This is a genomic window from Pseudomonas sp. FW305-70, assembly GCF_058783925.1.
In genome coordinates this window covers 49,298-68,817 of the sequence record NZ_JBYSYZ010000033.1, presented here as the reverse complement: position 1 = coordinate 68,817, position 19,520 = coordinate 49,298, and the positions used below count along the sequence as shown (strand labels likewise).

General features: G+C 58.9%; 14 protein-coding genes and 2 pseudogenes. 11 read left to right on the top strand and 5 right to left on the bottom strand.

Features of this window, described 5'->3' with window-relative positions; translation table 11 throughout:
- Positions 1–92: 92 nt before the first annotated feature.
- Both AC3WN7_RS21490 and AC3WN7_RS21485 read right to left on the bottom strand, forming a co-directional pair.
- Complete coding sequence (locus tag AC3WN7_RS21490) at positions 93–881, bottom strand: MlaA family lipoprotein (RefSeq protein ID WP_095963885.1); 789 nt, start codon at positions 879–881, stop codon at positions 93–95.
- Positions 874–2,172, bottom strand: a complete 1,299-nt coding sequence (locus tag AC3WN7_RS21485; protein WP_095963886.1) for a serine/threonine protein kinase — start codon at positions 2,170–2,172, stop codon at positions 874–876. Before AC3WN7_RS21485 ends, AC3WN7_RS21490 begins: the two co-directional genes overlap by 8 nt.
- 225 nt (positions 2,173–2,397) lie before the next feature.
- On the opposite strand from AC3WN7_RS21485, the pseudogene AC3WN7_RS21480 reads away from it, so the two are divergent.
- Positions 2,398–2,757 (top strand): annotated as a pseudogene (locus AC3WN7_RS21480) (hypothetical protein); the annotation flags it as partial.
- Between the two features lie 10 nt (positions 2,758–2,767).
- On the opposite strand, the gene AC3WN7_RS21475 reads toward AC3WN7_RS21480, so the two are convergent.
- Entirely contained in the window at positions 2,768–4,363 is a 1,596-nt protein-coding gene (locus AC3WN7_RS21475) for a glycoside hydrolase family 17 protein (RefSeq protein ID WP_102673336.1), read from the bottom strand.
- 288 nt (positions 4,364–4,651) lie between these two features.
- On the opposite strand from AC3WN7_RS21475, the gene AC3WN7_RS21470 reads away from it, so the two are divergent.
- Positions 4,652–5,503: a glycine betaine ABC transporter substrate-binding protein gene (locus AC3WN7_RS21470; RefSeq protein WP_102673335.1), complete on the top strand. Its 852-nt coding sequence runs from the start codon at positions 4,652–4,654 to the stop codon at positions 5,501–5,503.
- A gap of 74 nt (positions 5,504–5,577) precedes the next feature.
- On the opposite strand, the pseudogene AC3WN7_RS21465 reads toward AC3WN7_RS21470, so the two are convergent.
- A pseudogene (locus AC3WN7_RS21465) lies at positions 5,578–5,694 on the bottom strand (outer membrane lipoprotein carrier protein LolA); the annotation flags it as partial.
- Positions 5,695–5,787: 93 nt separating this feature from the next.
- Between AC3WN7_RS21465 and AC3WN7_RS21460 the strand changes: the two are divergent.
- Positions 5,788–6,099 (top strand): DUF485 domain-containing protein, encoded by a 312-nt coding sequence (locus AC3WN7_RS21460; RefSeq protein WP_007971395.1) that lies wholly within the window; start codon positions 5,788–5,790, stop codon positions 6,097–6,099.
- Positions 6,096–7,754: a cation acetate symporter gene (locus AC3WN7_RS21455; RefSeq protein WP_095963890.1), complete on the top strand. Its 1,659-nt coding sequence runs from the start codon at positions 6,096–6,098 to the stop codon at positions 7,752–7,754. The genes AC3WN7_RS21460 and AC3WN7_RS21455 overlap by 4 nt, the downstream gene beginning before the upstream one ends.
- Positions 7,755–8,727: 973 nt before the next feature.
- Here the strand turns inward: AC3WN7_RS21455 and gltA are convergent.
- On the bottom strand, positions 8,728–10,017 hold the full coding sequence (gltA, locus tag AC3WN7_RS21450; RefSeq protein WP_007977501.1) for a citrate synthase: 1,290 nt from the start codon (positions 10,015–10,017) through the stop codon (positions 8,728–8,730).
- A 363-nt stretch (positions 10,018–10,380) separates the two neighbouring features.
- Here gltA and sdhC point away from each other — a divergent pair, with 363 nt between their 5' ends.
- The 7 genes from sdhC (at position 10,381) to lpdA (ending at position 19,514) form a co-directional block, all read left to right on the top strand.
- The gene (gene sdhC, locus AC3WN7_RS21445; protein ID WP_015096190.1) at positions 10,381–10,755 is read left to right on the top strand and encodes a succinate dehydrogenase, cytochrome b556 subunit; all 375 of its coding nucleotides are present in this window, start codon (positions 10,381–10,383) and stop codon (positions 10,753–10,755) included.
- On the top strand, positions 10,749–11,117 hold the full coding sequence (gene sdhD / locus AC3WN7_RS21440) for a succinate dehydrogenase, hydrophobic membrane anchor protein (protein WP_007977503.1): 369 nt from the start codon (positions 10,749–10,751) through the stop codon (positions 11,115–11,117). The genes sdhC and sdhD overlap by 7 nt, the downstream gene beginning before the upstream one ends.
- A 3-nt stretch (positions 11,118–11,120) precedes the next feature.
- Positions 11,121–12,893, top strand: a complete 1,773-nt coding sequence (gene sdhA, locus AC3WN7_RS21435; RefSeq protein ID WP_102673332.1) for a succinate dehydrogenase flavoprotein subunit — start codon at positions 11,121–11,123, stop codon at positions 12,891–12,893.
- Positions 12,894–12,904: 11 nt separating this feature from the next.
- Positions 12,905–13,609, top strand: coding sequence for a succinate dehydrogenase iron-sulfur subunit (locus tag AC3WN7_RS21430; RefSeq protein ID WP_003223007.1), 705 nt, complete (start codon positions 12,905–12,907; stop codon positions 13,607–13,609).
- A 253-nt stretch (positions 13,610–13,862) separates the two neighbouring features.
- Entirely contained in the window at positions 13,863–16,694 is a 2,832-nt protein-coding gene (locus AC3WN7_RS21425; protein WP_095963892.1) for a 2-oxoglutarate dehydrogenase E1 component, read from the top strand.
- A 42-nt stretch (positions 16,695–16,736) separates the two neighbouring features.
- Positions 16,737–17,966 carry a 2-oxoglutarate dehydrogenase complex dihydrolipoyllysine-residue succinyltransferase gene (gene odhB, locus AC3WN7_RS21420; protein WP_102673331.1) on the top strand — a complete coding sequence of 410 codons (1,230 nt, stop codon included), beginning with the start codon at positions 16,737–16,739 and terminating at the stop codon, positions 17,964–17,966.
- Positions 17,967–18,077: 111 nt separating this feature from the next.
- Positions 18,078–19,514: a dihydrolipoyl dehydrogenase gene (gene lpdA, locus AC3WN7_RS21415; protein WP_008017863.1), complete on the top strand. Its 1,437-nt coding sequence runs from the start codon at positions 18,078–18,080 to the stop codon at positions 19,512–19,514.
- Positions 19,515–19,520 lie beyond the last annotated feature (6 nt).

The window sequence follows — 19,520 nt, the reverse complement described above, 5'->3', positions numbered from 1 at the left end:
CGCGAATAGGGTGTGTCAGTCACCAAAAAGGTTGTCTGACACACCCTATTCGCGAGCAAGCCCGCTCCCACAGTATTTTTCGGCTGCCGGAATTACTCGGCGATCTGCAACTTGCGTGCTTCGGTGTACACGTAACGCACTTTCTCGTACTCGAACGGCGAGTTCATCTGGCCATAGCGGAAGCTGGTCTGGTTGCGCTTGTCGATGCCGCGCAGGATCAAGACTTCCGGATGGTTGGAGCTGACCTCGGCCACGTTGAGGAAGTTGATCGCATTCTCGGCCGTGTAATCCACCAGCAGGCCGCCGGTATCACGCAGGTTCGACGGACCGAGGACCGGCAGCACGAAGTAAGCGCCGCCCGGCACGCCGTAGAAGCCCAGCGTCTGGCCGAAGTCCTCGCTCTGGCGCGGCAGGCCCATGGCGGTGGCCGGGTCCCACAGGCCGGCGATGCCGATGGTGGTGTTGAGCAGCAGTCGCCCGGTGGTTTCCAGCGAGCGCTGGCCCTTGAGTTGCAGCAGGCTGTTCAACAGGTTCGGCACGTCGCCGAGGTTGTTGAAGAAGTTGCTGACGCCGGTGCGCAGGAAGCTCGGGGTGACGTAGCGGTAACCATTGACCACCGGCAGGAACACCCATTGGTCAAAGCGGTAGTTGAAGTGATAGACGCGACGGTTCCACTCTTCCAGCGGATCGTAGACGGCCAGTGCACCGAGCGTCGAACGCTCGAACTCGCGCTGATCCAGGCCCGGGTTGAATTTGAGTTTGCTCAATGGTTCCTTGAAGCCGTCACTGTCGACGACTACGGGGGCGTTGGCTTTGCTGTTGTCTGCATGGGCGACGCCTGCACAGAGTAACGCTGCGAAAAGCAGGAGAAATTTAGCCACGGAAGAACTCCAGCATGGCGTCGCTGTTGACGCGGTAGTTAATGTTGCCGCAGTGGCCCCCGTACGGGTAAACGGTCAGGCGATCACCGAAGGTCTTGCGCAGGAAGCCCAGGTCGCCAGGACCCAGGATCACGTCGTCGGCGTTGTGCATGACGGCGATTTTCGGGCTTTCGTGCAGATAGTCCTTCAACGCATACAGGCTGACCTGATCAATCAGTTGCAGCAGGCTGCCGCCATCGGTGCGGGCGCGCCACATAGGGATGACTTGTTCGGTGATGTAGCAGTCGAAGTCGCATTGCAATGCACGCTTGAGGAATGGCGTGAGGCTGGTGCCCTCGGTGATCGGGAACTTGGGCGGGGTGATCAGGCCGCGACGGTTGACCAGGTCCGAAGTGAAGGCGATGTCCGCCGCCGAAAAGCGGAACGAGGTGCCGATCAGCATGGCCATCTGTTCGTTGGTCAGGTGCTGTTTGGACTGCTGGAAGTCGTAGAGCAGGGCATCGTTGAGGTCGATGTAGCCCTTCTGCTGGAAGTAGCGGGTCAGTTTGTTCAGAACCAGTTCATAGAACGTGGTGCTGTTGTTGATGCCCTTGACCTCGGTCTGGACCAGCTTGTCGAGGTTGGTGATCGAGGTGTAGAGGTTGACCGGCGGGTTGAGCAGCAGGACTTTCTTGAAGTTGAAGCTGCGGCGGGTTTCGTCCAGGTGCGCGACGAAGGCGGCATCCAGTGCCCCCAGGCTGTACCCGGTCAGGTAGTAGTCGGTGACCGGTACTTTCGGGTTCTGTGCCCGCACGGCCTGCATCACCCGGTACAGATCTTCGGCATCGTCCTTGGAAACGCCCGGCGTGGCGAAGCGCGAGGCTGCGCTCATGAAGTCATAGCTGGTGGGCGATGACAACTGCACCACGTGGTAGCCGGCTTTGTAATAGAGCTTCTTCAGGTATTCGTTCAAGGTACTGTCATAGCGCGCACCGGTGCCGGCAATCAGGAAAATCAGCGGCGCGGCGTGATCCTGCGTGGCAATGCGGTAGTCGAGTTTCTTGACCGCCCAGAAATTGTCCGGCAATTCGAACGCCCGTTCCGGACGCAAGGTGACGCTGCGCACTGCCTGATCGATGTCATCGTCAAGGGGGAGCTCCGGACGCAGGTCCGGCGGCGTGGTCGCGATGGTCGCCTCGAACGGGTTGGTCAGGGGGTAGCCATAACTGGCGGCGTCAATGTCGACCGCCAGTGCGGACGCACTCAAAATAAGGCCGCCAAACAGGGCGGCGAAGCGCAAGGAACGGAGCATGACTAAATCCCTTAGAAGAAGGTGTCAAATGAATTTCGCAGGCTATGACCACCGGATATGCGCCAAAGTGCCAACCCTCGGCACCAAACAGGCCTGATTTCGAAGTTATAGTAGCTGGACGATACACTTTGCAGCGATTGAATGCCCAGTTAACAGTTGTTATCGCTTGCGAAACGCTTAAGGGCGATTAAGCTGGCCGCCGTTTTTCGCCAATTGGAGTGTTTCATGTCCCGCCACCTGCCCGTGATCCTGCTGCTTGTTTTGCTGCCTGTATGGCTGGCCGCCAGTTATGGCACGCGTTATGGCTTCATGGAGGATGCGCAGTGGGTCGGCATTTGCGTGGATGAGGCGAGCCGTTGGGAATGTCAGGTGCGTTCGAACCTGGGGCTGATGATTCACTTCGCGGTTCTGGGCTGGGGCGCCTTGGCTGCTGCCGTGATCGGCTTTGTGTTGTCCGGGCGTGCGGGGTGGTGGTTGGCAGTGCTGGCGCTGGTGCTCGGTTTTCCGGCGTTGGCCTTGTACAACACGACGTTGGCGGTGTTTGCAGTGGTGATTGCGGGCTTGCTCGCGAAGAGGGCAGCAAGGTTAATGAAAATTAAACCTTGCGAACCCGCAAGCAGCGCCACAACGCCGCCGCCATCAACACACTCACCAGAGCCCAGCCCCAGGCCTGCTGGTTCTGCAATCCTTCGCGGTACAGCTGCGGTGCAATACTGGCACCGATGATGAAGGTCAATAATGCAATCTCGCGGCGCGGCGCGCTCACCGGGCGGCACAGGTAGACTAGCGCCGGTACGATGAACGCCACGCTCGGGAAGCTGCGATAACGCGGATCGAAAGCCAGCTCCAGCATCATCACGGCCGCCGCGAAACCTGCCGTTGCAACCAGCCAGCCAGCACGGCGCTCCAGTAAATCGAAAGCCTGCCCGCGCCACCCGTCACGTGGACTCAGCGCCAGTGCAGCGTGGGTCAGCACCAGCAGATTCAGCACGGTCAGCAAGCCGACCCACAGCCATTCACTGGTGAAGCGAGTGGTGACGCGTGCCAGGTCGCCCCAGGCGCCAATCGAGCAAGCGGCCAATGCGCCGAGCAGTGGCAACACCAGCGCCGCGCGCGTCGTGCGAACCCGGCCGCCAACCAGCAGGGTGCCGATAAAGATCAGGCCGCCCACCGCCAGCCATTGCGACCAGTACGGGACGTTTGTCACTGGCCCGGCCAGCACGCCCTTGTCCTGGCGATCGGCATCGAACAGTCCCCAGTAGCCGCCGACCGCGCCTTCACTGGCGCGCTTCCATGGCTGGTCGAAGGCTTCGATCAGGTTGTAGTGCCAGCCTTGCTGCTCGGCCATGGCGACAAAACCACGAATGAATTTGGCTTCATTGACCCGGCTCGGCAGGGCGGTTTCGCGCTGGCGGCCTTCGCTTGGCCAGCCGGTTTCGCCGATCAGTACGTCCTTGGGTGCGAATTTGTTGCCGAATACCTGACGCACTTCGGCCACATGTTGCAGGGCGGCGTCGATGTTCGATGGATCGTCCTCCCAATACGGCAGCAAATGGATGGTCAGGAAGTCCACGGCAGGGGCAATTTCAGGGTGCTTGAGCCAGAACTCCCAGACGTCGGCATAGGTGACGGGCTGTTTGACCTGGCTCTTGACCTTGTTGATCAGCTTGGCCAATTGCGCACCGGTGACTTCCTTGCGCAGCAGGGTTTCGTTGCCGACGATCACTGCGCTCACCACATCCGGGTTGGCGTTGGCCGAAGCGATCAGCAGGTCGACTTCTTTTTCCGTGTCCACCGGGTTGCTGTTGACCCAGGCGCCGATCATCAACTTCAGACCGTGCTTGCGTGCAAGGTCCGGCAGGGCTTCAAGGCCGGTCATGGAATAGGTGCGGATGCACTCGAAACGGGTCGCCAGCAACGCGAGGTCGGCGTCCATGCGCTCGGGGCGCAGCTTGAAGGGTTGGTCGAACGGTGACTGATCCTTGTCGAACGGCGTATAGGACGCGCATTGCAGCTTGTGCGTGGCGCTGGCCGCGTCCGGCAGGACCACCGGTTTGCCGAGGCCGTACCAGAAGCCGCCAAGGGCGAACAGCCCGAGCAGGCAAGCGAATAGATAAGCAGCAAGAGGGAAGCGGTATGTCGCGGGCATGGTCAGGCCGTGTGGGAGCAAAGCGGCGCATGTTACCTGCATTTACCGCGTGCTTGGTGGCCTGCATGATTTTGACAGGCAAAGTTCGGGCGGTTTGGCAGGTGCGTTTTCCGTGGTCAGGATTAATGGCTTTCTGATGTCGTTTCTCGATGCCTTGAGGTCGCTGGCAGAGCAGGTCGCAATGAGCGTCAGGTTGATCATCGAAGGCGTCAGTACTCCGCTGATGTCGGGACGGGTTTGCTGTGAGGCGTGATGGGGGCGCTGTGCACCATAACAATACGTTTAAGCGACTCGGCATCCGTCGAGCGCAGCACTTTCGGGGAAGTAACGATGAAGATGCGACGACTCTTGGGCGCAGGTGCCGCTTTGGTGCTGGCGATCAGCTCTACCGTGGCCAGTGCCGCCGGAAAGGAAGTGACGCTCGGTTACGTCGACGGCTGGTCGGACAGCGTTGCCACGACCAACGTGGCCGCCGAAGTGATCAGGCAGAAACTCGGTTATGACGTGAAGCTGCAAGCCGTTGCCACCGGGATCATGTGGCAGGGCGTGGCGACCGGCAAACTCGACGCCATGCTGTCGGCCTGGCTGCCGGTGACCCACGGCGAATACTGGACGAAGAACAAGGATCAGGTCGTCGATTACGGCCCGAACTTCAAGGACGCAAAAATCGGATTGATCGTGCCGGAGTACGTCAAGGCCAAGTCGATCGAGGACCTGAAAACCGACGACACCTTCAAGAATCGCATCGTCGGCATCGACGCCGGTTCAGGCGTGATGCTCAAGACCGACCAGGCAATCAAGGACTACGACCTGACCGGTTATCAACTCAAGGCCAGTTCCGGCGCCGGCATGATTGCCGAGCTGACCCGTGCCGAGAAGAAAAACGAATCCATCGCCGTCACCGGCTGGGTACCGCACTGGATGTTCGCCAAGTGGAAACTGCGCTTCCTCGAAGACCCGAAAGGCGTGTATGGCGCGGCAGAAACCGTGAACAGCATCGGCAGCAAAGGGCTTGAGGCCAAGGCACCGGAAGTGGCCAAGTTCCTGAAGAACTTCCAGTGGGAATCGAAGGATGAAATCGGCCAGGTGATGCTGGCGATTCAGGACGGTGCCAAACCTGAAGCCGCGGCGAAGGATTGGGTCGCCAAGCACCCTGAGCGCGTGGCTGGCTGGACCAAGTGATTTGAGCTGATGCGTCTGGTCAGCATCTTCCAGGGTCGCTCGGCAAACTCATGCCAAGCGGCCCTTTGTTTTTCTGTAGGAGCGAGCTTGCTCGCGAAGAACCTGAGAGCACCGCGGGGTGTCAGGCTCCCCACATCATCGTTGACCTCCATCGCGAGCAAGCTCGCTCCTACAATTGGCGAATCTGTCATGTGGTTCTAAGACTAAGGTCGTCTGGAACCTGCCCCGCAGCCGCATAGAGTGGATACCGTTCCAACTCAATCTGTGCTGCGAGGATAAAAACAATGAACGACAGCATTTACCTCTCGATTCAAAACAGCCCGCGCTTCAAGGAGCTGGTTAGCAAGAGGGAACGATTCGCCTGGATTCTTTCGGCGATCATGCTAGGGCTTTACTCCGGATTCATTCTTCTGATTGCCTATGGGCCGCAGGTGCTGGGGGCGAAAATCAACCCTGAGTCCTCGATTACCTGGGGCATACCGATAGGCGTCGGGCTGATTGTCTCGGCCTTCGTCCTGACCGGTATATACGTACGCCGTGCCAATGGCGAATTTGACGATCTGAACAATGCGATTCTCAAGGAGGCTCAGCAATGATCCGCCGTCTAATGGCTCTATTGAGCATCGCAGCTTTCGCGCCTGGCGCCTGGGCGGCTGACGCCCTGACCGGTGCCGTGCAGAAGCAACCGCTTAACGTGTCGGCAATCGTGATGTTTGTCGCCTTCGTCGGTGCCACCCTGTGCATCACCTACTGGGCTTCCAAGCGTAATAATTCGGCAGCCGACTACTATGCCGCTGGCGGCAAGATCACCGGTTTCCAGAACGGACTGGCGATTGCCGGTGACTACATGTCGGCCGCTTCCTTCCTGGGTATTTCCGCACTGGTGTTCGCTTCAGGTTACGACGGGCTGATCTATTCGATCGGTTTCCTGGTGGGCTGGCCGATCATTCTGTTCCTGATCGCCGAGCGCCTGCGTAACCTGGGCAAGTACACCTTTGCCGACGTGGCGTCCTACCGCCTCGGGCAAACCCAGATCCGTTCGCTGTCCGCCTGCGGTTCGCTGGTGGTGGTGGCGTTCTACCTGATCGCCCAGATGGTCGGTGCCGGCAAGCTGATCCAGCTGTTGTTCGGCCTCGACTACCACGTCGCGGTGATTCTGGTGGGCGTGCTGATGTGCCTTTATGTGTTGTTCGGCGGCATGCTGGCGACCACCTGGGTGCAAATCATCAAGGCGGTTCTGCTGCTGTCCGGCGCTTCCTTCATGGCGCTGATGGTGATGAAACACGTCAACTTCGACTTCAACATGCTGTTTTCCGAGGCGATCAAGGTTCACCCTAAAGGTGAAGCGATCATGAGCCCGGGCGGTCTGGTGAAAGATCCGGTCTCGGCGTTCTCCCTCGGGCTGGCATTGATGTTCGGTACCGCGGGTCTGCCGCACATCCTGATGCGCTTCTTCACCGTGAGTGATGCAAAGGAAGCTCGCAAGAGTGTGCTGTACGCAACCGGCTTCATTGGCTACTTCTACATCCTGACCTTCATCATCGGTTTCGGCGCGATCCTGCTGGTCAGCACCAATCCGGCCTTCAAAGACGCGGCCGGCGCATTGCTCGGCGGTAACAACATGGCGGCGGTGCACCTGGCCAATGCCGTTGGTGGCAGCATCTTCCTGGGCTTCATCTCGGCCGTGGCGTTCGCGACCATTCTGGCGGTAGTCGCCGGCCTGACCCTGGCGGGTGCTTCGGCGGTGTCCCACGACCTGTATGCCAGTGTGATCAAGAAGGGCAAGGCCAACGAGAAGGATGAGATTCGCATTTCGAAGATCACCACCGTTGCCTTGGCTGTGCTGGCCATCGTTCTGGGCATTCTGTTCGAAAGCCAGAACATCGCGTTCATGGTGGGCCTGGCGTTCTCCATCGCGGCGAGTTGCAACTTCCCGGTACTGCTGCTTTCCATGTACTGGAAAAAGCTGACCACTCGCGGTGCGATGATCGGCGGCTGGATGGGCCTGATCAGTGCAGTGGGCCTGATGGTCCTTGGTCCGACCATCTGGGTGCAGATCCTGCATCACGAGAAGGCTATCTTCCCGTATGAGTATCCGGCGTTGTTCTCGATGATGATTGCCTTTGTCGGGATCTGGTTCTTCTCGGTTACTGACAAGTCGACTGCGGCTGACAATGAGCGGGCGCTGTTCTTCCCGCAGTTTGTTCGTTCGCAGACTGGCCTTGGGGCGAGCGGGGCGGTATCGCACTAAGTCTTGATGCTTTGATATAGCTGGCGATGTTTTATGAAGTGCTCCGGTCGAGAGATCGGGGCACTTTTTTATTGTGCGTTAATCGACCTGAATTTTGCGGATGTGCCGATTTACTGTGGGAGCGGGCTTGCTCGCGAAGGCGGCCTGCCAGCCGACCTGTCTTTCGCTGATCGTGTACATATCCATTGCTGCGGTAACGGCGGCTTATGGTTTCGCCCTTACGGCGACTCACTTTTTTACAAGCGCCTAAAAAAGTAAGCAAAAAACGCTCGCCCCGAACGTACGGCCCCTCGCCTAGGCTCGGGGTTCCTTCGCTCCGGTATTCATCAGGGCGCATCGCCTCCGGTCTGCTTCGCGACGACCTCCTCTCGATGTGTTCGACTTCGTCGAACGGCGCTGCGCGCCTGCCCCCTGATGAACACCTCCGCTCAGCCTTCCGAGGGGGCGGGTGGATCAAGATCAAGAGCTGCAGGCGAGCTAACGCTCGGCCTGATGAGTGGTGAAGAGCGTGGGGGTGCACCGATCGTCCTTTGCTCTTCTGTGGGAGCGAGCTTGCTCGCGATGGCGGCCTGTCAGCCGGCCGAAATCTCGCGGATCCAAGCCAGCAAACAGGCCGGCCGGTAGGCTGCCTCGGGTTAGCCGCCCCCAGCCATGGATGGCCGATGGCGGCGGGCTCTGTAGGAGCGAGCTTGCTCCGGGCGGCGTTCCGACGAAAAACCTGAGAGCACCGCGGGGTGCCAGGCTTCCCGCATCATCGTTGACCTCCATCGCGAGCAAGCTCGCTCCTACAGGCCGGGCGGCGTTCCGTTTTTCCAAGTGACCCGCCGTAAGGGCGGAACCATAAGCCGCCGTTACCCAAGCAACGGATATGTACACAACCAAAAGCCGCACAAACAAAAACGGCCTCCTGCTCTTTATATAAAAAGCAGAGGCCGTTCCCGGTACAACTCAACAGGCTACAACAAGACAGATCTTACTTGCGGTCTTCCAGCTTGGTGATGTCACGCGACTCGTAGCCGGTGTACAGCTGGCGCGGACGGCCGATCTTGTACGGGCTGGAGAGCATTTCCTTCCAGTGGGAGATCCAGCCGACGGTCCGCGCCAGGGCGAAGATCACGGTGAACATGCTGGTTGGAATGCCGATCGCCTTGAGGATGATCCCCGAGTAGAAGTCGACGTTCGGGTACAGCGAGCGCTCGATGAAGTACGGGTCGGTCAGGGCGATCTCTTCCAGGCGCATGGCCAGTTCGAGTTGCGGATCGTTCTGGATGCCCAGTTCCTTCAATACTTCGTCGCAGGTCTGCTTCATGACGGTGGCGCGCGGGTCGCGGTTTTTGTAAACGCGGTGACCGAAGCCCATCAGTTTGAACGGATCGTTCTTGTCCTTGGCCTTGGCGATGAACTTGTCGATGTTCGAAACATCGCCGATTTCATCGAGCATGGTCAGTACGGCTTCGTTTGCACCGCCGTGGGCAGGGCCCCACAGTGCGGCGATGCCGGCAGCGATACAGGCGAACGGGTTGGCGCCCGAGGAGCCCGCCAGGCGCACGGTGGACGTCGAGGCGTTCTGCTCGTGGTCGGCATGGAGGATGAAGATCCGGTCCATGGCCTTGGCGAGTACCGGGCTGATCGGTTTGATCTCGCACGGGGTGTTGAACATCATGTGCAGGAAGTTTTCCGCGTACGACAGGTCGTTGCGCGGGTACATCATGGGTTGGCCCATGGAGTACTTGTAAACCATCGCTGCCAGGGTCGGCATCTTGGCAACCAGGCGGATCGCGGAGATTTCGCGATGCTGCGGGTTATTGATGTCCAGGGAGTCGTGGTAGAAGGCCGAGAGGGCGCCGACTACGCCGCACATGACGGCCATCGGGTGGGCGTCGCGACGGAAGCCGTTGAAGAAGGTCTTCAACTGTTCGTGAACCATGGTGTGGTTCTTCACGGTGCTGACGAACTGGGCCTTCTGTTCTGCGGTCGGCAGTTCGCCGTTGAGCAGCAGATAGCAGGTTTCCAGGTAGTCCGACTTTTCAGCCAGCTGTTCGATCGGGTAGCCGCGGTGCAACAGGATGCCGTTGTCGCCGTCGATATAGGTGATCTTCGACTCGCACGAGGCGGTCGACATGAAGCCTGGGTCAAAGGTGAAACGGCCCGTGGCCGTCAGGCCCCGAACATCGATAACATCGGGACCAACGGTGCCGGTTAAAATGGGCAGCTCGACGGGGGCTGCGCCCTCGATGATCAACTGCGCTTTTTTGTCAGCCATGTGGCCTCCTATTTATGCTTGAAATCATCAGACAGACCCCCCACGCAGGGCCCGCACCACTATAGTGAGATAAATTCGAATGTCAATTTGCCTAAAGTCTTGCTCCAGAAGGCTTTAACCGGACTTTTTTCTCGAAATTGGCTGCCATTTACGCCTTTTATGTCAGTTGCGCAATCAGCTGTTTGGGTTAGGTCTTTGCGTTGTCATTAGTAGCCTAACTGTCTATACTCGGCCACCGACCGCCAGGGGCTTTTGGGCCTGCGTTATTGGGGGTCGCATCCCTGGGTGGTGGTTACCTGACCAGTGCACTCCCCAACAACTTTGCCCTGATTGTTAGGGGCTCTTCAGTGTGAAAAAAAAGCCGTGAAAAGCCAACGACCTGTAAACCTAGACCTAAGGACCATCAAACTCCCCATCACCGGCGTTACGTCGTTTCTTCACCGTGTTTCCGGCATCATCCTCTTCCTGGGCCTTGGCTTCATGCTTTATGCATTGGGCAAATCCCTGGGTTCCGAGGAAGGTTTTGCCGAGGTGAAGGCATGCTTGACCAGCCCGCTGGCCAAGTTCGTAGCATGGGGCCTCCTGTCCGCTCTTCTGTATCACCTGGTAGCCGGTGTGCGCCACTTGATCATGGATATGGGCATCGGTGAGACGCTGGAAGGCGGCCGCCTGGGCTCGAAAATTATCATCGCCGTTTCCGTGGTGTTGATCGTTCTGGCAGGAGTTTGGATATGGTAACCAGCGTTACGAACCTTTCGCGTTCCGGTCTTTATGACTGGATGGCGCAACGTGTGTCTGCGGTCGTTCTCGCGGCTTATTTCATCTTCCTGATCGGATACCTCGCAGCGAACCCGGGCATTGGCTACGACCAATGGCACGGCCTGTTCGCCCACAACGGGATGCGTATCTTCAGTCTGCTGGCCCTCGTTGCCCTGGGTGCTCACGCCTGGGTCGGCATGTGGACCATCGCGACCGACTACCTGACGCCAATGGCGCTGGGCAAGTCCGCGACTGCAGTACGTTTCCTTTTCCAGGCGGTATGCGGCGTTGCGATGTTCGCTTACTTCGTCTGGGGTGTGCAGATTCTCTGGGGTATCTGATTCATGGCTAACATTCCAACGATTTCTTTCGACGCCATCATTATTGGTGGTGGCGGTGCCGGCATGCGCGCAGCGCTGCAACTGGCACAAGGTGGTCACAAGACTGCCGTGATCACCAAGGTGTTCCCGACCCGTTCGCACACTGTATCCGCTCAAGGCGGCATCACCTGCGCGATCGCGTCCGCTGACCCGAACGATGACTGGCGCTGGCACATGTACGATACCGTCAAGGGTTCCGACTATATTGGTGACCAGGACGCTATCGAATACATGTGTCAGGAAGGCCCGGCTGCCGTTTACGAGCTGGACCACATGGGTATGCCGTTCTCGCGTACCGAACAGGGCCGTATCTATCAGCGTCCGTTTGGCGGTCAGTCGAAGGATTACGGTAAAGGCGGGCAGGCTGCCCGTACTTGCGCCGCTTCCGACCGTACTGGTCACGCGCTGCTGCACACCCTTTATCAGGGCAACCTGAAAGCCGGTACCGTGTTCCTGAACGAGTACTACGCTGTCGATCTGGTGAAGAACGGCGAAGGCGAGTTCGTCGGTGTGATCGCGATCTGCATCGAAACCGGTGAAACCACCTACATCCGCGCCAAAGCCACCGTGCTGGCGACCGGCGGTGCGGGCCGTATCTACGCGTCGACCACCAACGCCCTGATCAACACCGGTGACGGCGTTGGCATGGCGCTGCGTGCCGGCGTACCGGTACAAGACATTGAAATGTGGCAGTTCCACCCGACCGGCATCGCCGGCGCCGGTGTACTGGTTACAGAAGGCTGCCGTGGTGAAGGTGGATACCTGATCAACAAGCACGGCGAGCGTTTCATGGAGCGTTATGCTCCGAACGCCAAGGACCTTGCCGGTCGTGACGTTGTTGCCCGTTCGATGGTTAAAGAGATCATCGCCGGCAACGGTTGCGGTCCGAATGGCGACCACGTGATGCTCAAGCTCGACCACCTGGGCGAGGAAGTGCTGCACAGCCGTCTGCCAGGCATCTGCGAGCTGTCGAAGACTTTCGCACACGTTGACCCGGTGGTTGCTCCGGTTCCGGTTGTTCCGACCTGCCACTACATGATGGGCGGCGTTGCCACCAACATTCATGGCCAGGCGATCACCCAGAACGCCGAAGGCGTCGACCAGATCATCCCTGGTCTGTTTGCCGTAGGCGAAGTGGCTTGCGTATCGGTTCACGGTGCCAACCGTCTGGGCGGCAACTCGCTGCTCGACCTGGTGGTATTCGGCCGTGCTGCCGGCCTGCACCTGGAAAAGGCGCTGACCGACGGCATCGAATACGACGACGCTACCGAAGCCGACATCGAAGCTGCCCTGTCGCGCCTGAACGCACTGAACAACCGTACTGATGGCGAAGACGTGGCTACCCTGCGTCGCGAGCTGCAAAGCTGCATGCAGAACTACTTCGGTGTATTCCGTACCGGCGAATACATGCAGAAAGGTATTGCCCAGCTGGCTGAGCTGCGCAAGCGCATCGCCAACGTGAAGATCAACGACAAGTCGCAGGCGTTCAACACTGCCCGTATCGAGGCGCTGGAACTGCAAAACCTGCTGGAAGTGGCCGAAGCTACCGCTATCGCTGCTGAAGTTCGCAAAGAGTCCCGCGGTGCTCACGCCCGTGAAGACTTCGAAGACCGTGACGACGAAAACTGGCTGTGCCACACCCTGTACTTCCCGGGTGACAAGCGCGTCACCAAGCGTGCCGTGAACTTCTCGCCGAAGACTGTTCCGACTTTCGAACCTAAAGTCCGGACTTATTAAGGGTGACCGCCATGTTGCAAGTCAGTGTATATCGTTACAACCCTGATCAGGACGCTGCGCCGTTCATGCAGGAATTCCAGGTCGATACCGGTGGTAAAGACCTGATGGTGCTGGACGTGCTGGCCCTGATCAAAGAGCAGGACGAAGGTTTCTCCTATCGTCGCTCTTGCCGTGAAGGTGTTTGCGGTTCCGACGGCATGAACATCAACGGCAAAAACGGCCTGGCGTGCATCACGCCGCTGTCTGCCGTCGTAAAAGGTAACAAGTTGATCGTTCGTCCTCTGCCAGGTTTGCCGGTTATCCGTGACCTGGTCGTCGATATGAGCATCTTCTACAAGCAATACGAGAAGGTTAAGCCATACCTGCAGAACGACACGCCGGCTCCGGCCATCGAGCGTCTGCAGTCCCCTGAAGAGCGTGAAAAGCTGGACGGTCTGTACGAGTGCATCCTGTGCGCTTGCTGCTCGACTTCCTGCCCGTCCTTCTGGTGGAACCCGGACAAGTTCCTGGGCCCGGCTGCCCTGCTGCAAGCGTACCGCTTCCTGGCAGACAGCCGTGACACCAAGACGTCCGAGCGTCTGGCTTCGCTGGATGACCCGTTCAGCGTATTCCGCTGCCGCGGGATCATGAACTGCGTCAACGTATGTCCGAAAGGCCTGAACCCGACTAAGGCCATCGGTCACATCCGTAACATGTTGCTCTCGAGCGGCGTGTGATTCAGCTGCTGTACCCGCTGTACCCGTAGATGCTGCGGCGCAGGCTTCAACCGGCGCCGTAGTTTTAACCTGAGCAGCAGCTTAAAAGGCTGCGGCTCTTATTTTGAAGAAATGAGACAAGCAGGGGCATCCGGGCTGGTACCCGGACTATCAGTGTGATCCTAGTGGCTTGTTTTGGTCGCTGCATTCGGACTTCTGCAAGTTTGCTCGGTGTCGACACCGGTGGTGTTCCCCTAACCGAGGGTGACCAAGCATGCAAGAAAGCGTGATGCAGCGCATGTGGAACAGTGCCTACCTATCCGGTAGTAACGCTGCCTATGTGGAAGAGCTTTATGAGCTCTACCTGCACGACCCTAACGCTGTGCCAGAAGAGTGGCGCACCTACTTCCAGAAGTTGCCTGCTGACGGCAACTCTGCCACCGATGTTTCGCACTCCACAATTCGCGATCATTTCGTCTTGCTGGCAAAGAACCAGCGCCGCGCCCAACCGGTTTCCGCCGGCAGCGTGAGCAGTGAGCACGAGAAGAAGCAAGTTGAAGTGCTGCGATTGATCCAGGCCTACCGTATGCGTGGCCACCAGGCAGCCCAGCTTGACCCGCTGGGACTGTGGCAGCGTCCTGCACCTGCAGACCTGTCGATCAATCATTACGGCTTGACCAATGCCGATCTTGATACGACCTTCCGTGCCGGCGACCTGTTCATCGGCAAAGAGGAAGCGAGCCTACGCGAAATTCACGAAGCGTTGCAGCAGACATATTGCCGCACCATCGGCGCTGAATTCACGCATATCACCGATTCCGAGCAGCGCCAGTGGTTCCAGCAGCGTCTGGAAAGCGTGCGCGGCCGTCCGACGTACTCCGCTGACATCAAGAGCCACCTGCTTGAGCGCGTGACCGCCGGTGAAGGCCTGGAAAAATACCTGGGCACCAAATACCCGGGTACCAAGCGTTTCGGTCTGGAAGGCGGCGAAAGCCTGATTCCGATGCTCGACGAGCTGATCCAGCGTTCCGGTTCCTACGGCACCAAGGAAATCGTCATCGGCATGGCCCACCGTGGCCGTCTGAACGTGCTGGTCAATACCTTCGGCAAGAACCCGCGCGAGCTGTTCGACGAGTTCGAAGGCAAGAAGAAGGTCGAGCTCGGTTCCGGTGACGTGAAATATCACCAGGGCTTCTCGTCCAACGTGATGACCACCGGCGGTGAAGTTCACCTGGCCATGGCGTTCAACCCGTCCCACCTGGAAATCGTTTCCCCGGTGGTCGAGGGTTCGGTTCGCGCCCGTCAGGACCGTCGCAACGATCCAACCGGTGAGAAGGTTCTGCCGATCTCCATCCACGGTGACGCTGCTTTCGCAGGTCAGGGCGTGGTCATGGAAACCTTCCAGATGTCGCAGACCCGCGGTTTCAAGACCGGCGGTACCGTGCACATCGTGATCAACAACCAGGTCGGTTTCACCATCAGCAACCCGCTGGACTCGCGTTCCACCGAGTACGCGACCGACGTTGCGAAAATGATCCAGGCACCGATCCTCCATGTGAATGGTGATGATCCGGAAGCCGTATTGTTCGTGACCCAGCTGGCCATCGACTACCGCATGCAGTTCAAGCGTGACGTGGTGATCGACCTGGTCTGCTACCGTCGTCGCGGCCACAACGAGGCCGACGAGCCAAGCGGCACCCAGCCTCTGATGTATCAGCAGATCACCAAGCAGCGCACCACCCGTGAGCTGTATGCCGATCGCCTGACTCAGGCCGGTGTGCTGGATGCAGAGCGTGTTCAGGCGAAAGTCGACGAATACCGCAACGCGCTGGACAACGGTCTGCACGTTGTGAAGAGCCTGGTCAAAGAACCGAACAAGGAACTGTTCGTGGACTGGCGTCCGTACCTGGGTCACACCTGGACCGCGCGTCACGACACTCGCTTCGATCTGAAGACCTTGCAGGAACTGTCCGCCAAGCTGCTGGAAATCCCGGAAGGCTTCGTGGTTCAGCGCCAGGTTGCCAAGATCTACGAAGACCGCCAGAAGATGCAAGCCGGTGGCCTGCCGATCAACTGGGGCTACGCCGAAACCATGGCGTACGCGACCCTGGCGTTCGAAGGTCACCCGATTCGCATGACTGGCCAGGACATCGGCCGCGGTACGTTCTCGCACCGTCACGCTGTCCTGCACAACCAGAAAGACGCGGGCACCTACATCCCGCTGCAGAACCTGTACGACGGTCAGCCGCGTTTTGACCTGTACGACTCGTTCCTGTCCGAAGAAGCGGTATTGGCGTTCGAGTACGGTTACTCGACCACCACGCCGAATGCCCTGGTTATCTGGGAAGCCCAGTTCGGCGACTTCGCCAACGGCGCCCAGGTCGTAATCGACCAGTTCATCACCAGTGGCGAGCACAAGTGGGGCCGTCTGTGCGGTCTGACCATGCTGCTGCCGCACGGTTATGAAGGTCAGGGTCCGGAGCACTCCTCGGCTCGTCTGGAGCGTTACCTGCAGCTGTGCGCCGAGCACAACATTCAGGTGTGCATGCCGACGACGCCGGCTCAGATCTACCACTTGCTGCGCCGTCAGGTGATTCGCCCGCTGCGCAAACCATTGGTAGTCCTGACTCCGAAGTCGCTGCTGCGCCACAAGCTGGCCATCTCGACGCTGGAAGATCTGGCCGAAGGTTCGTTCCAGACCGTCATCCCGGAAATCGATGCCCAAGATCCGAAAAAGGTCGAGCGCGTTGTTCTGTGTAGCGGCAAGGTCTACTACGACCTGCTGGAAAAACGCCGTGCCGAAGGTCGTGACGACATCGCCATCGTGCGTATCGAGCAGCTGTACCCATTCCCTGAGGACGACTTGAAAGAAGTCCTGGCTCCTTATACCAACGCCAAACATGCCGTCTGGTGTCAGGAAGAGCCGATGAACCAGGGTGCGTGGTACTGCAGCCAACACCACATGCGTCGCAGCATCAGCAACCTCAACAAGTCTCTCGTACTCGAGTACGCGGGCCGTGAGGCTTCTGCTGCACCAGCATGCGGTTACGCATCGATGCACGCCGAACAGCAGGAAAAACTGCTGCAAGACGCCTTTACTGTTTAACGCCTTCGCGCACCTGAAACCGAATTTAAGGAACCACAGACAATGGCTATCGAGATCAAAGCCCCCACTTTCCCGGAATCGGTTGCCGATGGCACCGTTGCCACCTGGCACAAACAACCGGGCGATGCGGTCAAGCGCGACGAACTGATCGTCGACATCGAAACCGACAAAGTCGTGCTGGAAGTGCTGGCTACCGCTGACGGCGTGCTGGGCGCTATCGTCAAGAACGAAGGCGACACCGTTCTGTCCGACGAAGTCCTGGGCTCCATCGTTGAAGGCGGCGCTGCTGCTGCCGCTCCGGCTGCCGCTGCTGCTCCGGCCGCTGCTGCCGCTGCTGCCGCCGCTCCGGCTGCCGGCGCTGACGAAGACGCTATCGCCGCTCCAGCCGCTCGCAAGCTGGCCGAAGAAAACGGCATCAACCTGGCTTCCGTCAAAGGCACCGGCAAAGATGGTCGTGTCACCAAGGAAGACGTGGTTGCCGCTGTCGAAGCCAAGAAAGCCGCTCCGGCTGCCGCACCTGCCAAGGCTGCTGCTCCGGCTGCCGCTGCTCCTGTGTTCGCTGCTGGCGACCGCATCGAGAAGCGCGTGCCGATGACCCGCGTTCGTGCCACCGTGGCCAAGCGTCTGGTTGAAGCCCAGTCGAACATGGCGATGCTGACCACTTTCAACGAAGTCGACATGACCGAAGTCATGGCGCTGCGTTCGAAGTACAAGGACCTGTTCGAGAAGTCCCACAACGGCGTGCGCCTGGGCTTCATGTCCTTCTTCGTGAAAGCGGCTACCGAAGCACTGAAGCGCTTCCCGGCTGTCAACGCCTCGATCGACGGCGGTGACATCGTTTACCACGGCTACGCTGACGTCGGCGTTGCAGTTTCCAGCGATCGCGGCCTGGTTGTACCGGTTCTGCGTAACGCCGAACTGATGAGCCTGGCTGAAATCGAAGGCGGCATCGCCACCTTCGGCAAGAAAGCCCGCGACGGCAAACTGTCGATGGACGAAATGACCGGTGGTACGTTCACCATCACCAACGGCGGTACTTTCGGTTCGATGATGTCGACCCCGATCGTCAACCCGCCACAAGCCGCCATCCTGGGCATGCACAACATCATCCAGCGTCCTATGGCCATCAATGGTCAGGTCGTTATCCGTCCGATGATGTACCTGGCACTGTCCTACGATCACCGCCTGATCGATGGCAAAGAAGCTGTGACCTTCCTGGTGACCATCAAGAACCTGCTGGAAGATCCGGCTCGTCTGTTGCTGGATATTTAAAAAACAGCGACAAGCTGCAAGTGACAAGCCCCAAGCTCAAGGCGAACGAGTGGGGGCTTCGAGCTTGTGGCTTATTGCTTGTAGCTTGAAGCTAAAAGAGGATTCTTTTACATGTCGCAGAAATTTGACGTAGTAGTGATCGGTGCGGGCCCTGGCGGTTACGTCGCTGCCATCAAGGCCGCGCAGTTGGGTCTCTCCACTGCCTGCATCGAGAAGTACACCGACAAGGAAGGCAAACTGGCTCTGGGCGGTACTTGCCTGAACGTCGGCTGCATTCCATCCAAGGCCCTGCTGGACAGCTCGTGGAAATTCCACGAAGCCCAGGACGGTTTCGCGATCCACGGTATCAATCACGCTGGCGTGACCATGGACGTGCCAGCGATGGTCGGCCGTAAAGCCAACATCGTCAAAGGCCTGACCTCCGGCGTTGCGACCCTGTTCAAAGCCAACGGTGTGACCTCCATCCAGGGTCACGGCAAGCTGCTGGCCGGCAAGAAAGTCGAAGTCACCAAGCCGGATGGCTCGGTAGAAATCATCGAAGCCGAAAACGTCATCCTGGCACCAGGTTCGCGTCCGATCGACATTCCGCCAGCTCCGGTTGACCAGAATGTGATCGTCGACTCCACCGGCGCCCTGGAATTCCAATCCGTTCCAAAACGTCTGGGCGTGATCGGCGCTGGCGTGATCGGTCTGGAACTGGGTTCGGTCTGGTCGCGCCTGGGTGCGCAAGTGACTGTCCTGGAAGCCCTGGACACCTTCCTGATGGCAGCTGACACCGCTGTTTCCAAGGAAGCGCTGAAAACCCTGACCAAGCAAGGTCTGGACATCAAGCTGGGCGCTCGCGTCACCGGTTCCAAAGTGAACGGCGACGAAGTCGTGGTGAACTACACCGATGCCAACGGCGAACAGAACATCACTTTCGACAAGCTGATCGTAGCCGTTGGTCGCCGTCCGGTGACCACTGATCTGTTGGCTGCCGACTGCGGCGTGACCCTGGACGAGCGTGGTTTCGTGCACGTTGACGATCACTGCGCCACCACCGTACCGGGCGTTTACGCTATTGGCGACGTGGTTCGCGGCATGATGCTGGCGCACAAGGCGTCCGAAGAAGGCATCATGGTTGTCGAGCGCATCAAGGGCCACAAGGCCCAGATGAACTATGATTTGATCCCGTCGGTTATTTATACTCACCCGGAAATCGCGTGGGTTGGTAAAACCGAGCAGGCCTTGAAAGCTGAAGGCGTTGAAGTTAACGTCGGCACCTTCCCGTTCGCAGCCTCCGGCCGTGCCATGGCTGCCAACGACACCGGTGGTTTCGTCAAGGTCATCGCAGATGCCAAGACAGACCGCGTACTGGGCGTCCACGTGATTGGCCCAAGCGCTGCCGAACTGGTTCAGCAGGGCGCGATCGGTATGGAATTCGGCACCAGCGCTGAAGACCTGGGCATGATGGTTTTCTCCCATCCGACCCTGTCTGAAGCCTTGCACGAAGCTGCTTTGGCAGTGAATGGCGGCGCCATCCACATCGCCAACCGCAAGAAGCGTTAAGAGATA